Consider the following 17019-nt stretch of genomic DNA (forward strand, 5'->3'; position numbering starts at 1 on the left):
CTATTTACTCAGGACTCAGCACTCAGCACTTTAAAAGGAGTGGTTGATGGTGCAAGCGAAAGAAACAAGTATTGAAGAACTCAAAGGCCAAATTAGACGCCTCAACAGCAAAGCAGGCCAAATGAAAATGGATCTGCATGATTTAGCAGAAGGCCTGCCAACAGATTATCAACAACTCATGGATGTTGCAGCTGCTACTTATGAAATCTATCACCAGTTAGATGAACTTAAGCAACAGCTGAAAAAATTGGAGAGTGCTAAATGACTGGAACTATTGAAGAATTCAAACATCTCGTAGATGCAGAAGAATTTTTTAAATTTTTTAATCTGCCCTACGACCAACAATTTGTGAATGTGAATCGTCTACATATATTGAAAAAGTTTTCTCAATATATGAAAGAAATTGATGATAATTCTCCTAATTTGAGTCCAGAAGAAAGACTCAATGAATATTGTGTGGCTTTGCAAAAAGCTTATCAAGTATTTATTGAATCAACACCCCACGAACAAAAGCTGTTCAAGGTGTTTAACGACAAGCCGAAAAATGTAGTCACACTGACAGAAATCACTTCTGATTAGGAGGTAAAAATTGGTAAACCTGACGCCTACCGAATTAGAACGCTATCGTCGCCAAATGATGCTCCCGAATTTTGGCGAAGCAGCACAGAAGCGCCTGAAGTCAGCGACAGTTCTGGTTACAGGTGTGGGGGGATTAGGCGGTACGGCGGCGCTTTACTTAGCAGTAGCGGGCGTTGGGCGGCTAATCCTAGTCCGGGGTGGTGACTTACGGCTGGATGATATGAATCGTCAGGTTTTGATGACGGACGATTGGGTAGGTAAGCCAAGGGTATTCAAAGCTAAAGAAACTCTGGACGCTATTAACCCTGATGTCCAAGTGGAAGCAGTTCATGAATATATCACCCCGGAAAATGTCGATGCGTTAGTGCAATCTGCTGATATGGCTCTGGATTGCGCTCACAATTTTACCGAGCGCAATCTGTTGAATGAAGCTTGTGTGCGCTGGCGTAAGCCAATGGTGGAAGCTGCAATGGACGGGATGGAAGCTTACCTAACTACGATTATTCCTGGTGTGACTCCTTGTTTGTCTTGTCTGTTTCCTGAAAAGCCTGATTGGGATCGGCGCGGTTTTTCAGTTGTAGGTGCTGTTTCTGGGACACTGGCTTGTCTAACAGCGCTAGAGGCTATCAAGTTGATCACTGGGTTTAGTCAGCCTCTATTATCGCAATTGCTGACCATTGACTTAAGCCGGATGGAATTTGCCAAGCGCCGATCTTATCGCGATCGCTCTTGTCCAGTATGCGGTAACAATGCACCTTGGAGATACGGGCAATCTAATTCAGTGGAAGCCACCACCATTGCACAAAATAGCTAATTTGGTCACACACCTGCAATCAAAAGAAATAATCGCTACAACTCAGGAGATTCGATGACTGTTACTTTATCAGAAAAAGCAGAATTTCATTTGCGGGCGTTCTTACGAGGTTCTGCTCCCGATGCTGATGGCGCAACTAAAGGTGTCCGCATCTCTGTGAAAGATGGTGGTTGCAGCGGTTACGAGTATGCGATCGATATCACCAGCAAACCACAACCAGATGATGTCGTAATTCAGCAAGGCAAAGTGCTGGTTTACGTTGATGCCAAAAGTGCGCCTTTATTAGACGGAGTTGTGGTTGACTTCGTTGAAGGGGTAATGGAAAGCGGCTTTAAGTTCATTAACCCCAATGCTACTGATACTTGCGGTTGTGGAAAGTCCTTCAAAACAGGTGATTGCACGCCTGACGCTGTACCTTGTAGCTAATACCAATTGAGATTTAGAAAGACACTAGTGTTTGAAGACAGGAAAGCAAAAAGCAGAAAGTAATTATGAGCATATCATCTACTTTTTGACTTATTTTTAACTGTCTAAATTATTTTTGCTGTGCTGCACTGGTGTGAAAAATTTCTTCAGTTTTATTAGCTCCAAGTTTAACCTTAGACCCACTCCGCACAACATCTCAAAGAGTCGTAAATAGAGATTAAGAGCTTCGGGAATTAAATCTAATCGTATAAAGTTTGAGGAGAATCGGAAAATGGCTACCTACCAAGTTAGACTAATCAACAAAAAGCAAGAAATCGACACCATAATTGAAGTTGACGAAGAGACTACAATTTTAGACGCTGCACTCGAAAACGATATTGATTTGCCGTCCTCTTGTCAGTCAGGTTCTTGCTCTAGTTGTGTTGGCAAGGTTGTTGAGGGTGAAGTTAATCAAGATGATCAAATCTTCCTAGATGACGAACAGGTTTCTAAAGGATTTGCTTTACTTTGTGTAACCTATCCTCGTTCTAATTGCACAATTAAAACTCATCAAGAACCCTATCTCGTCTAGATTATTTAGTTTAGTTGCTACTCTTCGCAACTAAGTAAAAGATGAAGGATGAAGGATAAAAAATATTTCCTTCTTCCCTTCATAATTCATAATTTATAATTCTAATGTTTAACCCATTTACTGTAACTGGCTGCTCTTTAGAATTATTAATAAAAGGAGAACGAGAAATTATTGCCTTCTGTAAAAGTCAGGATGAAACAATTTTAAAAAAAATTACAGCGATGGGGTTGATATCTGGATTTACTATAGCGGTTCTCGCTTGGGTGCAGTACAGTTTTGACCTCTCTCCTAAAAGGAGAGAGGCTTTGAATCTTACTCCCCTTCCCTTGAAGGGAAGGGGCTGGGGGTTAGGTCTGTATTCCATGCAATTGGGAACCGCTATATATCTATCAAACAACGCTTTCCATCTTTACTTATAAAAGTAGGAAGCACAATTTTAAAACTAGATAGAGAAGCTACTCGTGCTATTTATATCCGTCTTTTAGATAATTAACATTTATATATTTTATTGACCTCACTCCTTATTTAACTACTTTATTTTAGGAGTGAGGTCATTAATTTAAAGATATGAAACTAATATCATATCCAGTTGAACGCAAGCCAATTTAGTTCGCCGTTAGGCTTTAGCGTAGGGTAACACGCATCTCATAGAGAAACAATCTTGTGACTACCCTTCTCCTGATGGAGACCAAGGCGAACGGGAAGCCGCTAGCGCGTCTATGTTGCACTTGCAATGGCATATCACGAGTAGTTTACTGGATATGATATAAATTGCGATCGCAAGTAGAACGATTTGCAACGAAAAGCAAGCTGGTTATTTTTCAATCAACAGCAACGATGACATCTGATGATTTGATCACAGCATAAGCCTCTTTACCTTCTGCAAGCCCCAGCTTTTCCGCTGATGATTTTGTGATTATTGACACCAGCTCTACTCCTGGTGCTAATTCTAAAGTTATCTCAGTATTAACTGAACCAGGTACAACTTTTTTCACAGTACCCTTAAGAGAATTACGAGCGCTAATTTCCATTTTCCGTCTGTTTTGTAGTTATTTGTACTTAAACAATGTATCAAATAATAATTATAAAAATCTAATTCTTTGAGATTTCTTAATAACAATGAATAAGTCACAGCAAATCAAAGTGTAGCATTTAGTAATCTTTCTGTCTTGTGAAGCGCGAGATTTGGTAAAACTATGTTATTAAAGTTGGGATTTGAGGTATTGATGATGAATTCCGTAGGCGTAGTTATTAGTATACATCACTGTTCTCTAGTTGTAAATACTACTAAAATATTGTGATTAATTACTATTGATAGTTATAATTTTTTCTTGTAAGTAATATGCTTAATTGCTAGCTATTACTTTCTCATCTTATTACTTCCATTAGCTAGTACTCTAATTCATGCTATTAAACTGTAAAAAATATAGCCTCATACACTATTTTCAAGATTTTTTCAGATGTGTATGGGTATCTTTATAAATGATTTATAATTTAAAATTATCATAGTGATAATATATAAATAAGCTAAGTTGCTGCTAACTATAATGCAGATTCTCAACTAACGATTGAAACTTAAGATTTAGTAGAACAACTGGAAACAGAAGCTGATTTTCATGGCGCATCAAAACCAGAAAAAGCAGTAAATACTATTTAATAGCCTAATTAGGTTATTAGTACCATCTAGAGCATGGATTTTCTAACTAAAAAGCTTAAAACAAAGCTACTTATATAGTTTCTAAATAATGGTGGGTAATACCCGCCATTATGCTTTTTCAGCCTAATTATAGTAGCAAAACACTTCAAACTTTTGGAATTAACAACACTATGAGTCAAGCAAACAGGCAAGATTTGAGTAAACTAACAACCCAATGGCTATTAGTACAAGGTTATAATCCTGATGATTTAAATCAGCCTGGGCATAATGGCGACACAGCTTTGATGAAAGCCACAAGAGAAGGAGTCTATACAGTCGTCAAAGAACTAATTGATGCTGGCGCGGATATCAATGCAAGAAATAACGATCGCAACAATGCTCTGTGGTTTGCTTGTTTTGGTAATCACTACGATTTAATTAATCTGCTACTTGCTGCCAAGATTGATATTGACAACCAAAATGATAATGGTGCAACTGTTTTAATGTATGCAGCATCAGCAGGTAAAACAGAAGTTGTAAAATTGCTTTTACAGCATAATCCTAACTTAGATTTAAAAAACTTAGACGACTATAAAGCAATAGATTTTGCTAGCAACCTAGAAGTTTTAAGGGTACTGAAAAATGCCACAAAGTAAGATATCAGGCAAAGCTTATCACGATTTGACTAAGCATTCTTACTTGTCTGTACAAATTAATCCAAATTATGTAGATGCTTCAACTCAACCAGCTTCATTTAAATTTTATCCAAAGTTTTATCGAAGGGTGAAATTAAATCTCAATAATCCGATTCATTCTTTTATCTACTTAACTAGTGCGATAACTATTGAAAAAGCTTATAAGGATGAGCCTTATAAACTGCGGGTAAATCCATCAGCAGGCGCTCTGTATCCTACGGAAGTTTACGTACAGATTCGAGGCATAGAAGGAATAATAGATGGTATATATCATCTAGAAGTTGAGAATAATTGTCTAACACTCATCTATGAATTAATCGACGATGGGTTAGAGAGTTATATTATACCGAACAAACGTATCAATGGATTCATCTTTTTAATTAGTTGTGTTTATTATAGGTCTAGCTGGAAATATCAAGATAGGAGTGTGAGATATTGCTTTTTAGATAGCGGACACCATTTAGGTGCTGTTGCTGCTTCAGCTTATCTCCACAACAAAGATATACAATTAGTTTTTGACTTTGATAAGCTCGCTCTCAATAGAGATTTAGGCTTTGAGAATAAAGAGTTTATTACTGCTTGTGTAATCTCAGGTGAAGTACAAGACAATAAAGTCAGAAACTTAAGACTGAAAGTTCCTTTTGTTTCTGGCACAGATTATTTTGAAGCTAATCAGTTTATTGAAGATAGCTATCAAACAACATCTGTGCAAACAAGTCGCCAGCAGCAACTAGAACAGCCTACGTTTAATTTTGACAAAAATAAATATTATCAAACTATTTGGCATAGGCGTTCTGTTAGACGTTTCCGGAAACAATTAATTTCTTTAGAAGAATATCTATATATATGGCAGCAACTTCAGCAGCCAATACCGACAGAAAATTATGAAGAGATAGAAATTTACTCGGTTGTACATCGAGTCGAGGGAATGTCGCCTGGGTTATATCAAGGTACGCATTTACTGAAAGCAGGTGATTTCAGCGAAAAGACAGGTTACTTATGCATTAATCAAGCGATCGCAAGAGATTGTGCTGTAACTTTATTTTTTGTTTCTGATTATACAAATTATCAAACTGCTATGCAACTAGCTGGTTTTCTTGGACAAAGAGTTTATCTGGCTAGCAATTATGTAGGAATTCAATGTAGTGGAATTGGTGCTTATTATGATGACGAGACGCAAAGATTCTTAGAAACAACAAAAGATATTCTCTATGCAATGGCAATTGGAAACTAAGAAGGAATGTAAAAAAAATGAGCAGAAGAAAGTACTATTTTAATGGTGATGACTTTCATCCGATGCAGCCGACATCTGCGGATATTATACTACGGCAACAATTAGAGTATTCTATTAGTAAATATTTTTACGAAGCTTGCGATCGCTCGATTCAAAATCTCTTATCTAATTGTCGCTGGTATGTCACAACCCACGCCAACGCTATGACATTAGTAATTGAATGTCCCGATCAAGTAACTAACTGGCGTGTCTTGCAAAAAATCGTGCCAATGGGGACATTACTCCACGAAATTATCAACAGTGCAAAAATTCGGGTTTGTCCACCAGAAAGTCAAGGCGTACCTTTTGAGATGAGGGTTGATGAACTCTCGGTTTACCGCGACTGGGCTTAAAAGAATAGTTAGGAGTTAAGAGTTGGGAGTTAGGAATTTAAAATTACTACTCATTATTCTGTCTGATAATTGCAGCTACCTCTTCAAAAACCAAATCAGCAGAATGTTTAACAACAGGACTTAACTCTAGTCCCAAATCAAGATTTGCTGCTTCAATTAAATAAACTGTAACTTCTTGCGGAAAGTCATTTTGAAAGATTTTCCGTCCAGCAGCTAAAGCATTATCCCAACGAAAATCGTGCAAGTTGTAGCTGGGTTCCGGTAAAGCTTCCAATTCTTTACCAGGGACTTTAAACACAGCACCCGGTTCGGAACCAGTATAACTTGCATCAATAATTACTAATTGTTTACTACCTCTAGCTTGAAACATCACCTCCATACCTGCGGTTCCACAGTCATAGACACGCACGTTAGGGTGAGGATTTTCAGCTAGATATTTTTGTAAGCGTTGAGCGATGATTACACCAACGGCATCATCACTACGATTAAGATTACCGCAACCAATAATGGTTAGCATGAGATAATAGTGATTCTATTAGGTAGTTAAAAAGTACTGGGTGAAACTAAATAGATTATTCCAGCTACCTTGTTCACGTTTCAATACAGTTCGGATAAGGTTTTTTAATGAAAGTTATAGATCACAAAGACGCGATAAATCGCCGTCTTTACAATAATCAGTCCTTTGTAGAGACGGCGATTTATCGCGTCTCTTCCCTTAACCGAACCGTATTGGTTCACATTTAGGTCAGATGATTATTAACAAAAAGGCTTTGCCTCATGACACAGACAAAGCCTCAGAAGAATTAAGCTCCTCAGCAGAAAACTAAAACTCTACACCATGTTTTTTGCCAATTTCAACAAGCTTTTCACACTGATGTTGTGATGCTTGAGTTAATATTGCATCTGCCTGTTCTGGAGTACTACCATCTTTAGGAATTAAATACTTGACATAAAGTGAGACAAAATCAACTAGAGCTGCCAATCCTGACAAACCATGTTTGTCAGACTGCTGTCCGGCAATTACTGCTACTAAACCAGCTTTAATTGGGTCTGGTTTAACTTTCATGAACTGATCAATAAGTTTCGGAATGTAATCGGCAGGCGGCAAATTATCTAACTTACTTCTATCTGGGGTTAAATTAAATCCTGCGGCTTTTGCCTGCTCTAAAACACACCATTCTGTAAACTCTTGCAATGCTGTTTCGGGAAGGCGGGGGAGGTATTTGTCTAGCGCTAAATCAGACACAAGCTTACCGTGTAAATTTCTGTTTTTTGAAGTGCTTTAAAGCAAGCCTATCGCAATGTTTCTGTAAGTTTTAGTGTGTTACGCTACGACTGTTAAATAAATAGTTAAACCTCGATAAAGAAGTAGTTTAGAGTCCATCTGTCCGTGTTTCAAGCCAAAATGTTCTAAGAGCGTCATTTTTGTGTAGAAAACGCAGGTTTAAACTCTAATGCAATTCACGAGATGTATAAAGACTTAGTTAATAATTGTATTAAATAGGAAATGAAGTACTAGAAAGTTAAAAATGTTTGAGTATATTACAATCATTCAATGGAAACGCAGCCAAGCAAAATTTATTGACAACAGGTACAGTCGGGAACACACTTGGACGTTTGATGGAGGAGTCGAGGTTCCTGCTTCTGCTTCATCACATATTGTGCCTGTACCGTATTCTAATCCTGCCTGTGTCGATCCTGAAGAAGCTTTTGTCGCTTCTCTGTCAAGCTGTCATATGCTTTGGTTCCTTTCCATTGCCGCCAAGAATAAGTTTGTTATTGAAAGTTACATTGATCAAGCAGTTGGCACAATGGACAAAAATGAGGATGGAAAACTTGCAATCACGAAAGTCCGTCTTCGTCCACAGGTAAAGTTTATCAAAGATAATTTGCCCACAGAGGAACAGGTTGAAGCAATGCACAAGGAAGCACACGATAGTTGTTTCCTTGCAAGTTCAGTAAAAACAGTGATAATAGTTGAGGCGATCGCACCATAGCAACCCCGTTAAAGTTTTACTCGAAATTGTCTGAATCTATGACGAGAGCGATGCAAGTGAGATAAACCTAAAAAGTGCCAAAATTTCTTCTGGTAAAGGAGCGTTGAAGTCATCTGGCACTACAAAACGCCCTTTATCCTGCCCTAAACTATTAAGTCAATTTGATGAGGAGCGAAACGGAACCAACTTGGCTATTGGAATACCTCGGTTAGAAATAATAATTTCTTCTCCAAGTTCTACGCGTAACAGCAGCTTTGAGAGATTCGTTTTAGCTTGATGAATATTTACGGTTTCCATAAAATTAAACTAAATCTGTAAACTAAGTTTAGTTTTTTGGTGATAGTGGTGCAAAAGCGATCGCTTTTCGTCAACACTTGGTTTATACGTACAACCATCAAACAATTAGATACTATTTTTTTGCTTCACCTTGCTGACATAGTTGATTGCGAAGGCTATGATGAAGCGGCCAAAATCAAAAAATTTGTCTAGGAGTGCGATATGAAACTACCAGAACCTCAAACCAAAACATTTTCAACTTTGGTAGGAGAAATTGAAAATGGTCAAATTAAAATTCCCCAATTTCAAAGAGAATTCGTTTGGACAATGCAGAAGTCTGCTGCTCTTATTGACAGCATTATCAAAGGTTATCCCATTGGCACATTCATTTTTTGGCGCACTAATGAACGTCTTCGCTCAGTGAAAAACATTGGTAAGCTAGATTTACCAGAACCAAAGCCAGGTGAGTTTGTTGATTACGTTTTAGATGGACAGCAGCGATTAACTAGCTTATTTGCTAGTCTGCAAGGCGTTATTTTAACCAGAGAAGACGGAAGATCAGATAATTTCTCACAAATATTCATCGATTTAGAAGCCGAAGATTCCGATCAAATAGCCATTACTGATATTGAGGGTAAAGATGAGAAAAGTTTGATTAGTATTCTCAATTTACTCAAAGGGAGTTTTTTGCTTTTAGCAGCATATCCTCAGAACTATCATGACAAAATTCAAGCTTATAAAAATAGGGTTGAAAGCTATCAGTATTCAATAATTCAGGTCAAGGATGCACCGATAGAAATAGCCACAGAGATTTTTACAAGAATTAACGTTAGTGGTCAAGCTTTGTCTTTATTTGAGATTATGGCTGCTAAAACATTTGATTATGAGAAAAATTTTGATTTAACAGAAAAATTTCAAGAGTTGATAGAAAATCTCAAGCCCCTCAATTATGAGACTATCTCAGATGCTACTGTACTACAAGTCGTTTCAATCATTCTTTCTAAGGAGTGTAAAAGACAAGTCATATTAAAACTTGACAAGAATAGTTTTATTGATGTTTGGGATAAGGCAATAGATTCTATTGAACGCAGTGTAGAGTATTTCAGAAATTTTTATCGTATCCCGGTTTCTCAGTTACTTCCATATAATGCCTTAATCATTCCCTTTTCATATTTCTTCTTTCACCACAAAGATAAACCAACTGATGATAAACAGAAATATCTAGAGGATTTTTTCTGGAGATGTTCTTTATCTGGACGCTATTCTTCTTCTGTAGAAAGTAAATTAGCACAAGATATAAAAAGAATAGATGAAATTCTTGCTGGAGATTTACCTAGCTATGACTGGTCAATTGATACTTCAGCAGAATTTATTAAGGATAATGGTTGGTTTAGTACGTCTAGAAGTTATATTAAAGCAATATTGTGTATATATGTGTATCATCAACCAAAGTCATTTAATGATAACGCTATCGTCAATGTCAGTAACTATTGGCTCAAACAAGCAAATAGCAAAAATTATCATCACTTTTTTCCAAAAGCACATTTAAAAAAACAGGATTATTTAGATTGGTACATCAACCATATTCTAAACATCACCATAGTAGACGACTTTTTGAACAAAAGGGAAATTAAGGCAAATGCGCCTTCAAAGTACATGGCTAAATTTCAAGTAATAAATCATGACTTGGAGACTACTATGAAAACTCATTTAATAGAGAATTTAGATAATTTTGGAATTTGGAACGATGATTATGAGCAGTTTTTCTCTGAAAGAGCAAAAGTTGTTAGTCGAGAAATTTCCAAAAGAATCATTATGCAGGAAATAGACAAAAAAGGACAATCTAATTTAGTTGATGATTTTGAAAAAGAGTTAACAACCATTGAGTAAATACTACTATCTAAAAGTAAGATAGAGGTACGATATAAAATTGTCCGCGTACCTCCGCGCTTACCTTCGCGCCACTTTGCGTTTAAACTTAAGCAGTCCGAAAACGCGCTAGTTCTTCACCAGTTTTAGCATCATGCGCGTGGACTGTACACACTAAACAAGAATCAAACGATCGCGCCACATGACCAACTTCCACCGGGTCGCTAGAATCGTAAATGGGTGTTCCAATTAAAGCTTCTTCAATCGGGCCACGGATACCTTCACTATCACGGGGGCCGATGTTCCAAGTCCCAGGAGCAATCACTTGGTAGTTTTTAATTTTACCGCCTTCCACTTCAACCCAGTGACACAAGGAACCCCGCGCAGCTTCCGTTGCACCCCAACCCTTGCCATCTTTTTCTGTTGGTTTAATATACCAAGGATCATTTAGCTTGAACTCACGCAAGCAGTGTTCCGCTTGGCGATATAACTTGACAATTTCGTGAACTCGTGCAAGTTGACGCACATGAATATTAGCACCACGCATCTGCTTGAAGACATCGAGAATAAACCCGTCGTAGTGTTGCCAAGATTCGCCATGTTTGCCACCAGCAACTAACTGACGCGCTAAAGGCCCAGCTTCCAAGCGTCCAAAGTCTTTGTGAAGGACTGCACTCGCCCAAGAATATGCATTATCAAAGTCTTTTGCATTATTGGCAGTGGGTTTAGTTGTGCGATCGCTTGGATGAATATCTGCTGTTTCCTCATCGTACCAAGAGTGAGTTGTATTCTCGCGGGTAAAAGACTGATCCATCAAGGTGTGAGTGTCAGTGAAACTATCGTACACTCCACTTTTCATGATCATCGCAGCATTTCGCCCTTCAATGGTGGGCTTTTGGTATTTGTCCTCATGGGCTAAATATCCCCAAGTCACATATTTACCAACACCAGCACCATATCTATCTAAACCGATATCTAAACCCATGCGCCAATAAAAACCCAAATCGGAATCTCGATGATTTCGGTCTTCATCTAGCCAATCCATGAACTGATCATAAGTCTGGATTTCTTCGTAGCGTTCTAAAGAACAACCTAACCACACTGGTTCTAACCAATTAGTGCGGAAATATTCTAGAATCGCCCAAGCGCGGGTAATGTCTGTTAACGTGGGGGCGCACATCACGCCACCGGGAACCATATAACTGCTGTGGCAACTAGTGGTATGGTAAAAATGTTCGTGAGTAACTTGTTGTGTAAAGTGATTTTGCTCAACAATAACATTTTATTTTCACCATTTCAGCTTATAAATAAGGGAATATTTAGGGAATGAGCGGGCAAAATCAAAACCAGGGTAATTGCGATCGCCACAATTTCATATCGCAGACATATCCCCCATCTACACATGAGGATGCAAACGCAGACTCAAGGGATTTGTTCGCCGATATTTTTGCAGATTTTGAGCCGCACAACACCACAGACGGTAGCTACAAAGGAACAATGGCGAAAATTAAAGCAACAGAACTACAGTATCAAGCAGTTTTTGAGCAGAAGTTAGTCGAAGCTAATAGTAATTTAAAAAGAGATAGAGTTAAAGTTAGCATTAAACAAACTGGCAATTCTCTACAGTTACGAGCTACCCTACCGTTAAAACCAGGCGATTGCAGCTTAGGTAAGGAAAAAAAGCAGTATGACTTGTCTCTAGGGATACCAGCAAATTTAGAGGGGCTGAAAACTGCGATCGAGGAAAGTTACGAGTTGGGTAAATTAATCGCTCGCCATACTTTCGAGTGGAATGAGAAGTATTTAGGAATAAAATCTAGAGAAAAGCAAGAAATAAAAAGCATTGGAGAATTATTAGATACATTTGAGGAAAAATATTATAAAACCCGTCAGAAAACTATAACCAGTCAAAATACTTTTGCTAACTATATATCTGTTATTAAAAGAAACTTTCCTTTAAACACTTTGGCAACAAAAAATAATTGTGAGGAAATTATTAATTCATTTCAGGGAAATAAAAAAAATGAAGTGATTGCAGTTACTTCTGTTTTTATTAAAACCTTTGAGTTGGGATTTTCACTTGACGTGACACGGGATAATGTCACCCCAGCCCATCGAGAAATCCCCGACGATGATAAAATAGTGTGTTCTTTTAACCTATTTGAAAAATTCGCCCTCAACCGCAAAAATACAAACATCTGTGATGAAATTGACACTTGGGAAATGTGGCGTTGGGTATATGGAATGTTGACAACCTTTGGGTTAAGACCAAGGGAACTATTTGTGCAACCAGATATTGATTGGTGGATGTCTCCCCAAAATATCGACCATACTTGGAAAGTCAATAAAAATACAAAAACTGGATATCGAGAAGTTATCCCCTTTGTGCCTGAATGGATAGAATTATTTGATTTACACAATCCCAAACCATTAAAGATTTTAGAAAAAAAAGTGACAAAAATTGCATCTGTGCAAAATATTAATTGGATGCGGAGAGATATATCCAGATGGTTTAAAAAAGTCGGAATTGAGTTTCAACCCTACGATTTGCGTCATGCTTGCGCGATTCGAGCGCATCTTCAAGGAATACCCATCAAAGCCGCAGCAGACAACTTAGGTCATACTGTTGATGAACATACAAAAACCTATCAAAGATGGTTTGGGATTGAAAACCGGAAAAAAGCCTTTGGTGAGGTAATTAGTCAAAAGTCATTAATTGAATTGCAGAAAAATGAAATATTGACGCTACGGATGGAGAATGAAAGGTTGAAATTTGAAGTGGAAAAGTTGAAATTCTCAGAGAATGTCTAACAATCCAGAGGAATGCAATGCTTTCAGGTAAATTTTCTTATATATGGTTAATTTTACCAATAATAATGCAAAAATAAGGGAATCACCTTTAAGCCCCTTCTCTTGAACCATCTAGACTCGACACGTTTATAGTCATATTGATAGTCAAGTTTAGCGACAGGATAGCTCTCTTTTGCCCAGATGCTCAAGACGCTTTTGTAGTAGTCTTCAGCATCACGATACTTCTCCTGAATCATGAACAGTAAAGCTAGGTTGTTGAGGATAGTAGCCATATCAGAATGACGTGGGTTTACCTTTTCCTGAAGGTTCAAGGCATCTTTATATGAACGTTCAGCATCAGAAAATTTCTTCTGCCCTTGATACAGCTTACCTAGATTGTTCTTTAGGATAATAGCCATCACAGGATAGTTAGGAAAGTTAGGGTCTGCATTTTCCAAAATGTTCTGGGCAACTTGGAAGTAAGACTCAGCATCGGTGTAGGCTTCCAAAACGATGCACAGCGTTGCCATGTTGTTAAGGGTCATGGCTACATCAGGATGCTGGTTGCGTGGAAGCTCAGCAATGTCGCCAAGAGTAGCTGAGAGTAAGTCAATGGAATTTTGATGGGATCTGGCTATGATGGATACCCTCGGTACCCTCTTCCATAAAACAGGCTTAGGCTCAATAGGCAGTTGAGCCAAGAAGGCATCCATGTAACGTCGGGCAACTTTCGCCCTAATTTCCTTAACTAGTGCCGTCGGAAGTTGAGCGAATAAGACACCCCTGTACATTTATGTTCACTGAACATAGGAAAGCTAAGGAAAGATTTATTGATTTTGAAGCGCGTGTAAGGAGGCTTAATAATAGAATCAGCGATCCTATAGCGTTTATCTATCTAATGAAGTACACTTAATCAAATAAAGGTGCGTATCCTAGTGAAAGGTAAAAATGAAAGCATATTCCCTCGATTTACGCCAAAAAATTCTTGATACATATTTACAAGGGGGAATATCACAACGTCAATTAGCCAAAAGATTTTGTGTAACTTTAAGTTTTATCGAGAAATTACTAAAACAGTATAGAGAAACAGGTAGTATCGCACCTAAAGTCAGGACGGAACAAACACCACCAAAACTCAACTCTGAACAATTTAATATTCTCAAAGAAATAGTAGAAGCCAATAATGATGCTACTTTATCAGAAATTCGCTCAATTTTGGCAGAAAAAACAGGAGTCATAATTGGTATTTCTACAGTAGATAGAATGTTACAGAAGATGGAAATCAGCCTTAAAAAAACATTACACGCCTCGTAAAAAGAAACTGAAAGAGTTCAATCATTAAGAGTACAATCTGGCTCCAACTTCAGGGTATACCAGCTAAAAACCTCATATTTATTGACGAAGCAGGAGCTAATCTATCTTTAATAAGACACTCGGCTCGCTCTAAAAAAGGTACTCATGGCGCATGGTTCACGACCTCAAAAACGTTGTAAAAATGTCTCTATAATTGGTGCCATCGCTCTGAAAGGGGTGATTAGCCAATATAGCATTTTAGGTGCAACTGATGGACTCACATTTGAGGCTTATATCTCTCAAAAATTAGTTCCAAAACTTTGGGAAGGTGCTTATGTAATCATCGACAATTGTTCAATTCATAAAGGTGCAGAGATTGAAAAGATAATCCAGTCCGCTGGAGCTAAGTTGATTTATTTACCACCATATTCTCCTGATTTTTCCCCTATTGAAAATTGTTGGTCAAAAATTAAAAATCTATTACGTTCTATTGGTTCTAAGAGTTATCCAGATTTAGCAAAAGCGATTGAAACTGCTTTTAGTCAAGTCACATTAAATGATATTTATAATTGGTTTGCCCATTGTTGCTACTGTACTTCACTAGACTAAGAAATGCTATAATAACATTTCTGAAGAATTGCAGCAATCTATTAATCAGTTATATGACGATTTTGCAAAAGTTAGAATTGATAGCCCACAAATACCTGAATGGGTTTATCGAGAAGGTGAGAAGAGGGTGAAACGCAAAGCTTATTAGGGCAAACGTATCTAAAGTAATGCCGATCGTGACCAAAATTAAAAACCAACTAAAAAATCAGGATTTGTCGTTTGATTTACTTTCTAAGACTTAAAGCGATCGCTCAATTACCAAACAAATAAATCAATAAAAATATGTATTAACAGAAATTATTTTCTTTGAATGAACTATGGAATGCTTTTGAAGCAATTGAACCTGAATTAATCCGATTCCCCTCTCTTAACCCTGATATGCTTAGAAGCAGAGTTGAGAAATTTATTGAACGTTTTGAAGAGAAGCCGGAGGAGGATCAATTATGAATCTCAATGAGTTGCCAGGAGCCGAGATAATCTTGCCTGGACTCAGGGATCTTCACAATGGTGAGTGCAATACAATTGGAGCATTGCTAGTTGCGATCGCGGCAACGCGGTTAACTGAAGCCGGTTTAGATATCCCTAAAGATCACTTAGCCCTAGAGCCAGAGCTAACCTTATATGCCCGTCTCCAAGATGAACGAGACAATGCTTACGCTTACTATAATGCTTTGCTAAATCTCCTCAATAGCTTTTGCAATGCACTCAAACTCAATTATAAATATAAGCCGTCTAACAATGTGTTAGAGCCGACCTTGCAAAAGGGATTTTTAAAAGCCAATGTTTAACTGCCGCTCTTGTAGGATGCGTTAATGGAATGTAACGCACCTTATTACTAACTTCAACGCAGTTCAAATTTTTGAGTGCGATTATGAGAGGGCAAGCAATGATGAATTTTCATCTTCATAAAATAATTTGATCGTGCTGAACTCCCGACGCAGTAAATTTTCAACTTGTAAGGTAGAACAGTTTCCAAGTCTAAGCCAGATGACTTTTGGGGGATTTCCAAACAGTAAACTCAGATCGTGCATATCAGCATCTTTTGAGACGATCATAAAATCATTATCTTTTGCATAATTCCAAACTATCGGGTCTATTGTTGCTTTCATGCCTACATCCCGAACATGAAGCGAGCCTGGAAAAAGATCGCTCAAACGAGTGGATAATTTAGGGGATAAGTTTTCATCAAACAGTAATTTCATGCTGATAATGGAGAAATCATAAGCCGACGTTCACGGTCAGCCGCATAAGCAATACAAGCTTTTAAATCTTCTCGCGTTAGATCGGGAAAATCATCAAGAATTTCTGCTTCGGTCATCTCGGAAGCTAGGTATTCAAGCACCTCATAAACTGTAATTCGCAAGCCACGTACACAAGGCTTACCACCGCGTTTATTGGGTTCAATTGTAATATAGTCTCTGTAATTCATAGGTGGCGAGTGCATTTTTGCCAAATTGTTTCATGATACCATGTATTTCTGCTAAAAACTTAATGATTTCACCGTTAAACATCTTTGAGAAAAGCGATCGCTCAATATCCAAACAAATAAATACTTTTATACTGAAGCTTGTATGTAATTATTTGAGTTTTTATATTACTATTTGCGTATTTATATGGGTAATAAATTGGGTTTATACTTCAAAGGTAAGAAAATAATTATACTTAACTACTTGAGTTGTACTTCCCTTAACTGCGATCGCCAATCTCGGATTAAGGAAAAATTAGGTAATGTCTGACAAAACTAAATAACTTTGAGCAGAGAAAAATAAATAGATTTGCTGCTAGATGCCACCTCAGAACCGTCTGATTTAAGGAAAAGCCAGGGAATGATTGCATCT

At 37.7% G+C, this 17019-nt stretch carries 18 protein-coding genes and 3 pseudogenes; 13 read left to right on the forward strand and 8 right to left on the reverse strand.

Annotated features, from left to right (window positions below):
* Window positions 1-46 precede the first annotated feature (46 nt).
* The 5 genes from WKK05_RS22075 (at window position 47) to WKK05_RS22095 (ending at window position 2390) form a co-directional block, all read left to right on the forward strand.
* Window positions 47-265: a CCE_0567 family metalloprotein gene (locus tag WKK05_RS22075; protein WP_341525220.1), complete on the forward strand. Its 219-nt coding sequence runs from the start codon at window positions 47-49 to the stop codon at window positions 263-265.
* The gene (gene nifW, locus WKK05_RS22080; protein ID WP_341525221.1) at window positions 262-579 is read left to right on the forward strand and encodes a nitrogenase-stabilizing/protective protein NifW; all 318 of its coding nucleotides are present in this window, start codon (window positions 262-264) and stop codon (window positions 577-579) included. Before WKK05_RS22075 ends, nifW begins: the two co-directional genes overlap by 4 nt.
* 10 nt (window positions 580-589) lie before the next feature.
* Entirely contained in the window at window positions 590-1393 is an 804-nt protein-coding gene (locus WKK05_RS22085) for a HesA/MoeB/ThiF family protein (protein WP_341525222.1), read from the forward strand.
* Between the two features lie 54 nt (window positions 1394-1447).
* A complete protein-coding gene (locus tag WKK05_RS22090; protein ID WP_341525223.1) occupies window positions 1448-1819 on the forward strand; it encodes an iron-sulfur cluster assembly accessory protein in 372 nt (123 codons plus the stop codon).
* A 271-nt stretch (window positions 1820-2090) separates the two neighbouring features.
* A complete protein-coding gene (locus WKK05_RS22095) occupies window positions 2091-2390 on the forward strand; it encodes a 2Fe-2S iron-sulfur cluster-binding protein (RefSeq protein WP_341525224.1) in 300 nt (99 codons plus the stop codon).
* Window positions 2391-3211: 821 nt separating this feature from the next.
* Here the strand turns inward: WKK05_RS22095 and WKK05_RS22100 are convergent.
* Window positions 3212-3421, reverse strand: a complete 210-nt coding sequence (locus WKK05_RS22100) for a molybdopterin-binding protein (RefSeq protein WP_341525225.1) — start codon at window positions 3419-3421, stop codon at window positions 3212-3214.
* A gap of 796 nt (window positions 3422-4217) precedes the next feature.
* Here WKK05_RS22100 and WKK05_RS22105 point away from each other — a divergent pair.
* Genes WKK05_RS22105 through WKK05_RS22115 form a run of 3 tightly spaced genes read left to right on the forward strand, consistent with a single transcriptional unit; the run spans window position 4218 to window position 6347 of the window.
* Window positions 4218-4682 (forward strand): ankyrin repeat domain-containing protein, encoded by a 465-nt coding sequence (locus WKK05_RS22105; RefSeq protein ID WP_341525226.1) that lies wholly within the window; start codon window positions 4218-4220, stop codon window positions 4680-4682.
* On the forward strand, window positions 4669-5955 hold the full coding sequence (locus WKK05_RS22110; protein WP_341525227.1) for a nitroreductase family protein: 1287 nt from the start codon (window positions 4669-4671) through the stop codon (window positions 5953-5955). Before WKK05_RS22105 ends, WKK05_RS22110 begins: the two co-directional genes overlap by 14 nt.
* A gap of 17 nt (window positions 5956-5972) precedes the next feature.
* The gene (locus tag WKK05_RS22115) at window positions 5973-6347 is read left to right on the forward strand and encodes a hypothetical protein (RefSeq protein WP_341525228.1); all 375 of its coding nucleotides are present in this window, start codon (window positions 5973-5975) and stop codon (window positions 6345-6347) included.
* A gap of 46 nt (window positions 6348-6393) precedes the next feature.
* Here WKK05_RS22115 and WKK05_RS22120 read toward each other — a convergent pair whose 3' ends face one another.
* On the reverse strand, window positions 6394-6864 hold the full coding sequence (locus WKK05_RS22120; protein WP_341525229.1) for a hydrogenase maturation protease: 471 nt from the start codon (window positions 6862-6864) through the stop codon (window positions 6394-6396).
* 306 nt (window positions 6865-7170) lie between these two features.
* Window positions 7171-7593 (reverse strand): hypothetical protein, encoded by a 423-nt coding sequence (locus WKK05_RS22125; RefSeq protein WP_341525230.1) that lies wholly within the window; start codon window positions 7591-7593, stop codon window positions 7171-7173.
* A gap of 283 nt (window positions 7594-7876) precedes the next feature.
* On the opposite strand from WKK05_RS22125, the gene WKK05_RS22130 reads away from it, so the two are divergent.
* Window positions 7877-8344: an OsmC family protein gene (locus tag WKK05_RS22130; RefSeq protein WP_341525231.1), complete on the forward strand. Its 468-nt coding sequence runs from the start codon at window positions 7877-7879 to the stop codon at window positions 8342-8344.
* A 36-nt stretch (window positions 8345-8380) separates the two neighbouring features.
* Here the strand turns inward: WKK05_RS22130 and WKK05_RS22135 are convergent.
* A pseudogene (locus tag WKK05_RS22135) lies at window positions 8381-8641 on the reverse strand (type II toxin-antitoxin system Phd/YefM family antitoxin).
* A gap of 201 nt (window positions 8642-8842) precedes the next feature.
* Between WKK05_RS22135 and WKK05_RS22140 the strand changes: the two are divergent.
* Window positions 8843-10510: a DUF262 domain-containing protein gene (locus WKK05_RS22140; RefSeq protein ID WP_341525232.1), complete on the forward strand. Its 1668-nt coding sequence runs from the start codon at window positions 8843-8845 to the stop codon at window positions 10508-10510.
* A gap of 88 nt (window positions 10511-10598) precedes the next feature.
* Here WKK05_RS22140 and WKK05_RS22145 read toward each other — a convergent pair.
* Window positions 10599-11699, reverse strand: a pseudogene (locus WKK05_RS22145) (nickel-dependent hydrogenase large subunit); the annotation flags it as partial.
* A 116-nt stretch (window positions 11700-11815) separates the two neighbouring features.
* Here WKK05_RS22145 and WKK05_RS22150 point away from each other — a divergent pair.
* Window positions 11816-13300 carry a site-specific integrase gene (locus tag WKK05_RS22150; protein ID WP_341525233.1) on the forward strand — a complete coding sequence of 495 codons (1485 nt, stop codon included), beginning with the start codon at window positions 11816-11818 and terminating at the stop codon, window positions 13298-13300.
* A 53-nt stretch (window positions 13301-13353) separates the two neighbouring features.
* Here WKK05_RS22150 and WKK05_RS22155 read toward each other — a convergent pair whose 3' ends face one another.
* Window positions 13354-14070, reverse strand: a complete 717-nt coding sequence (locus tag WKK05_RS22155; protein WP_341525234.1) for a tetratricopeptide repeat protein — start codon at window positions 14068-14070, stop codon at window positions 13354-13356.
* A 157-nt stretch (window positions 14071-14227) separates the two neighbouring features.
* Between WKK05_RS22155 and WKK05_RS22160 the strand changes: the two are divergent.
* A pseudogene (locus WKK05_RS22160) lies at window positions 14228-15181 on the forward strand (IS630 family transposase).
* A gap of 443 nt (window positions 15182-15624) precedes the next feature.
* Window positions 15625-15969, forward strand: coding sequence for a hypothetical protein (locus WKK05_RS22165; protein ID WP_341525235.1), 345 nt, complete (start codon window positions 15625-15627; stop codon window positions 15967-15969).
* A gap of 81 nt (window positions 15970-16050) precedes the next feature.
* On the opposite strand, the gene WKK05_RS22170 is transcribed toward WKK05_RS22165, so the two are convergent.
* Window positions 16051-16383, reverse strand: a complete 333-nt coding sequence (locus WKK05_RS22170) for a DUF5615 family PIN-like protein (protein WP_341525236.1) — start codon at window positions 16381-16383, stop codon at window positions 16051-16053.
* Window positions 16380-16610, reverse strand: a complete 231-nt coding sequence (locus WKK05_RS22175; protein ID WP_096534637.1) for a DUF433 domain-containing protein — start codon at window positions 16608-16610, stop codon at window positions 16380-16382. The genes WKK05_RS22170 and WKK05_RS22175 overlap by 4 nt, the downstream gene beginning before the upstream one ends.
* Between the last annotated feature and the right edge of the window lie 409 nt (window positions 16611-17019).

Origin of the sequence: Nostoc sp. UHCC 0302, assembly GCF_038096175.1 — a bacterium.
Classification (GTDB): Bacteria; Cyanobacteriota; Cyanobacteriia; order Cyanobacteriales; family Nostocaceae; genus UHCC-0302.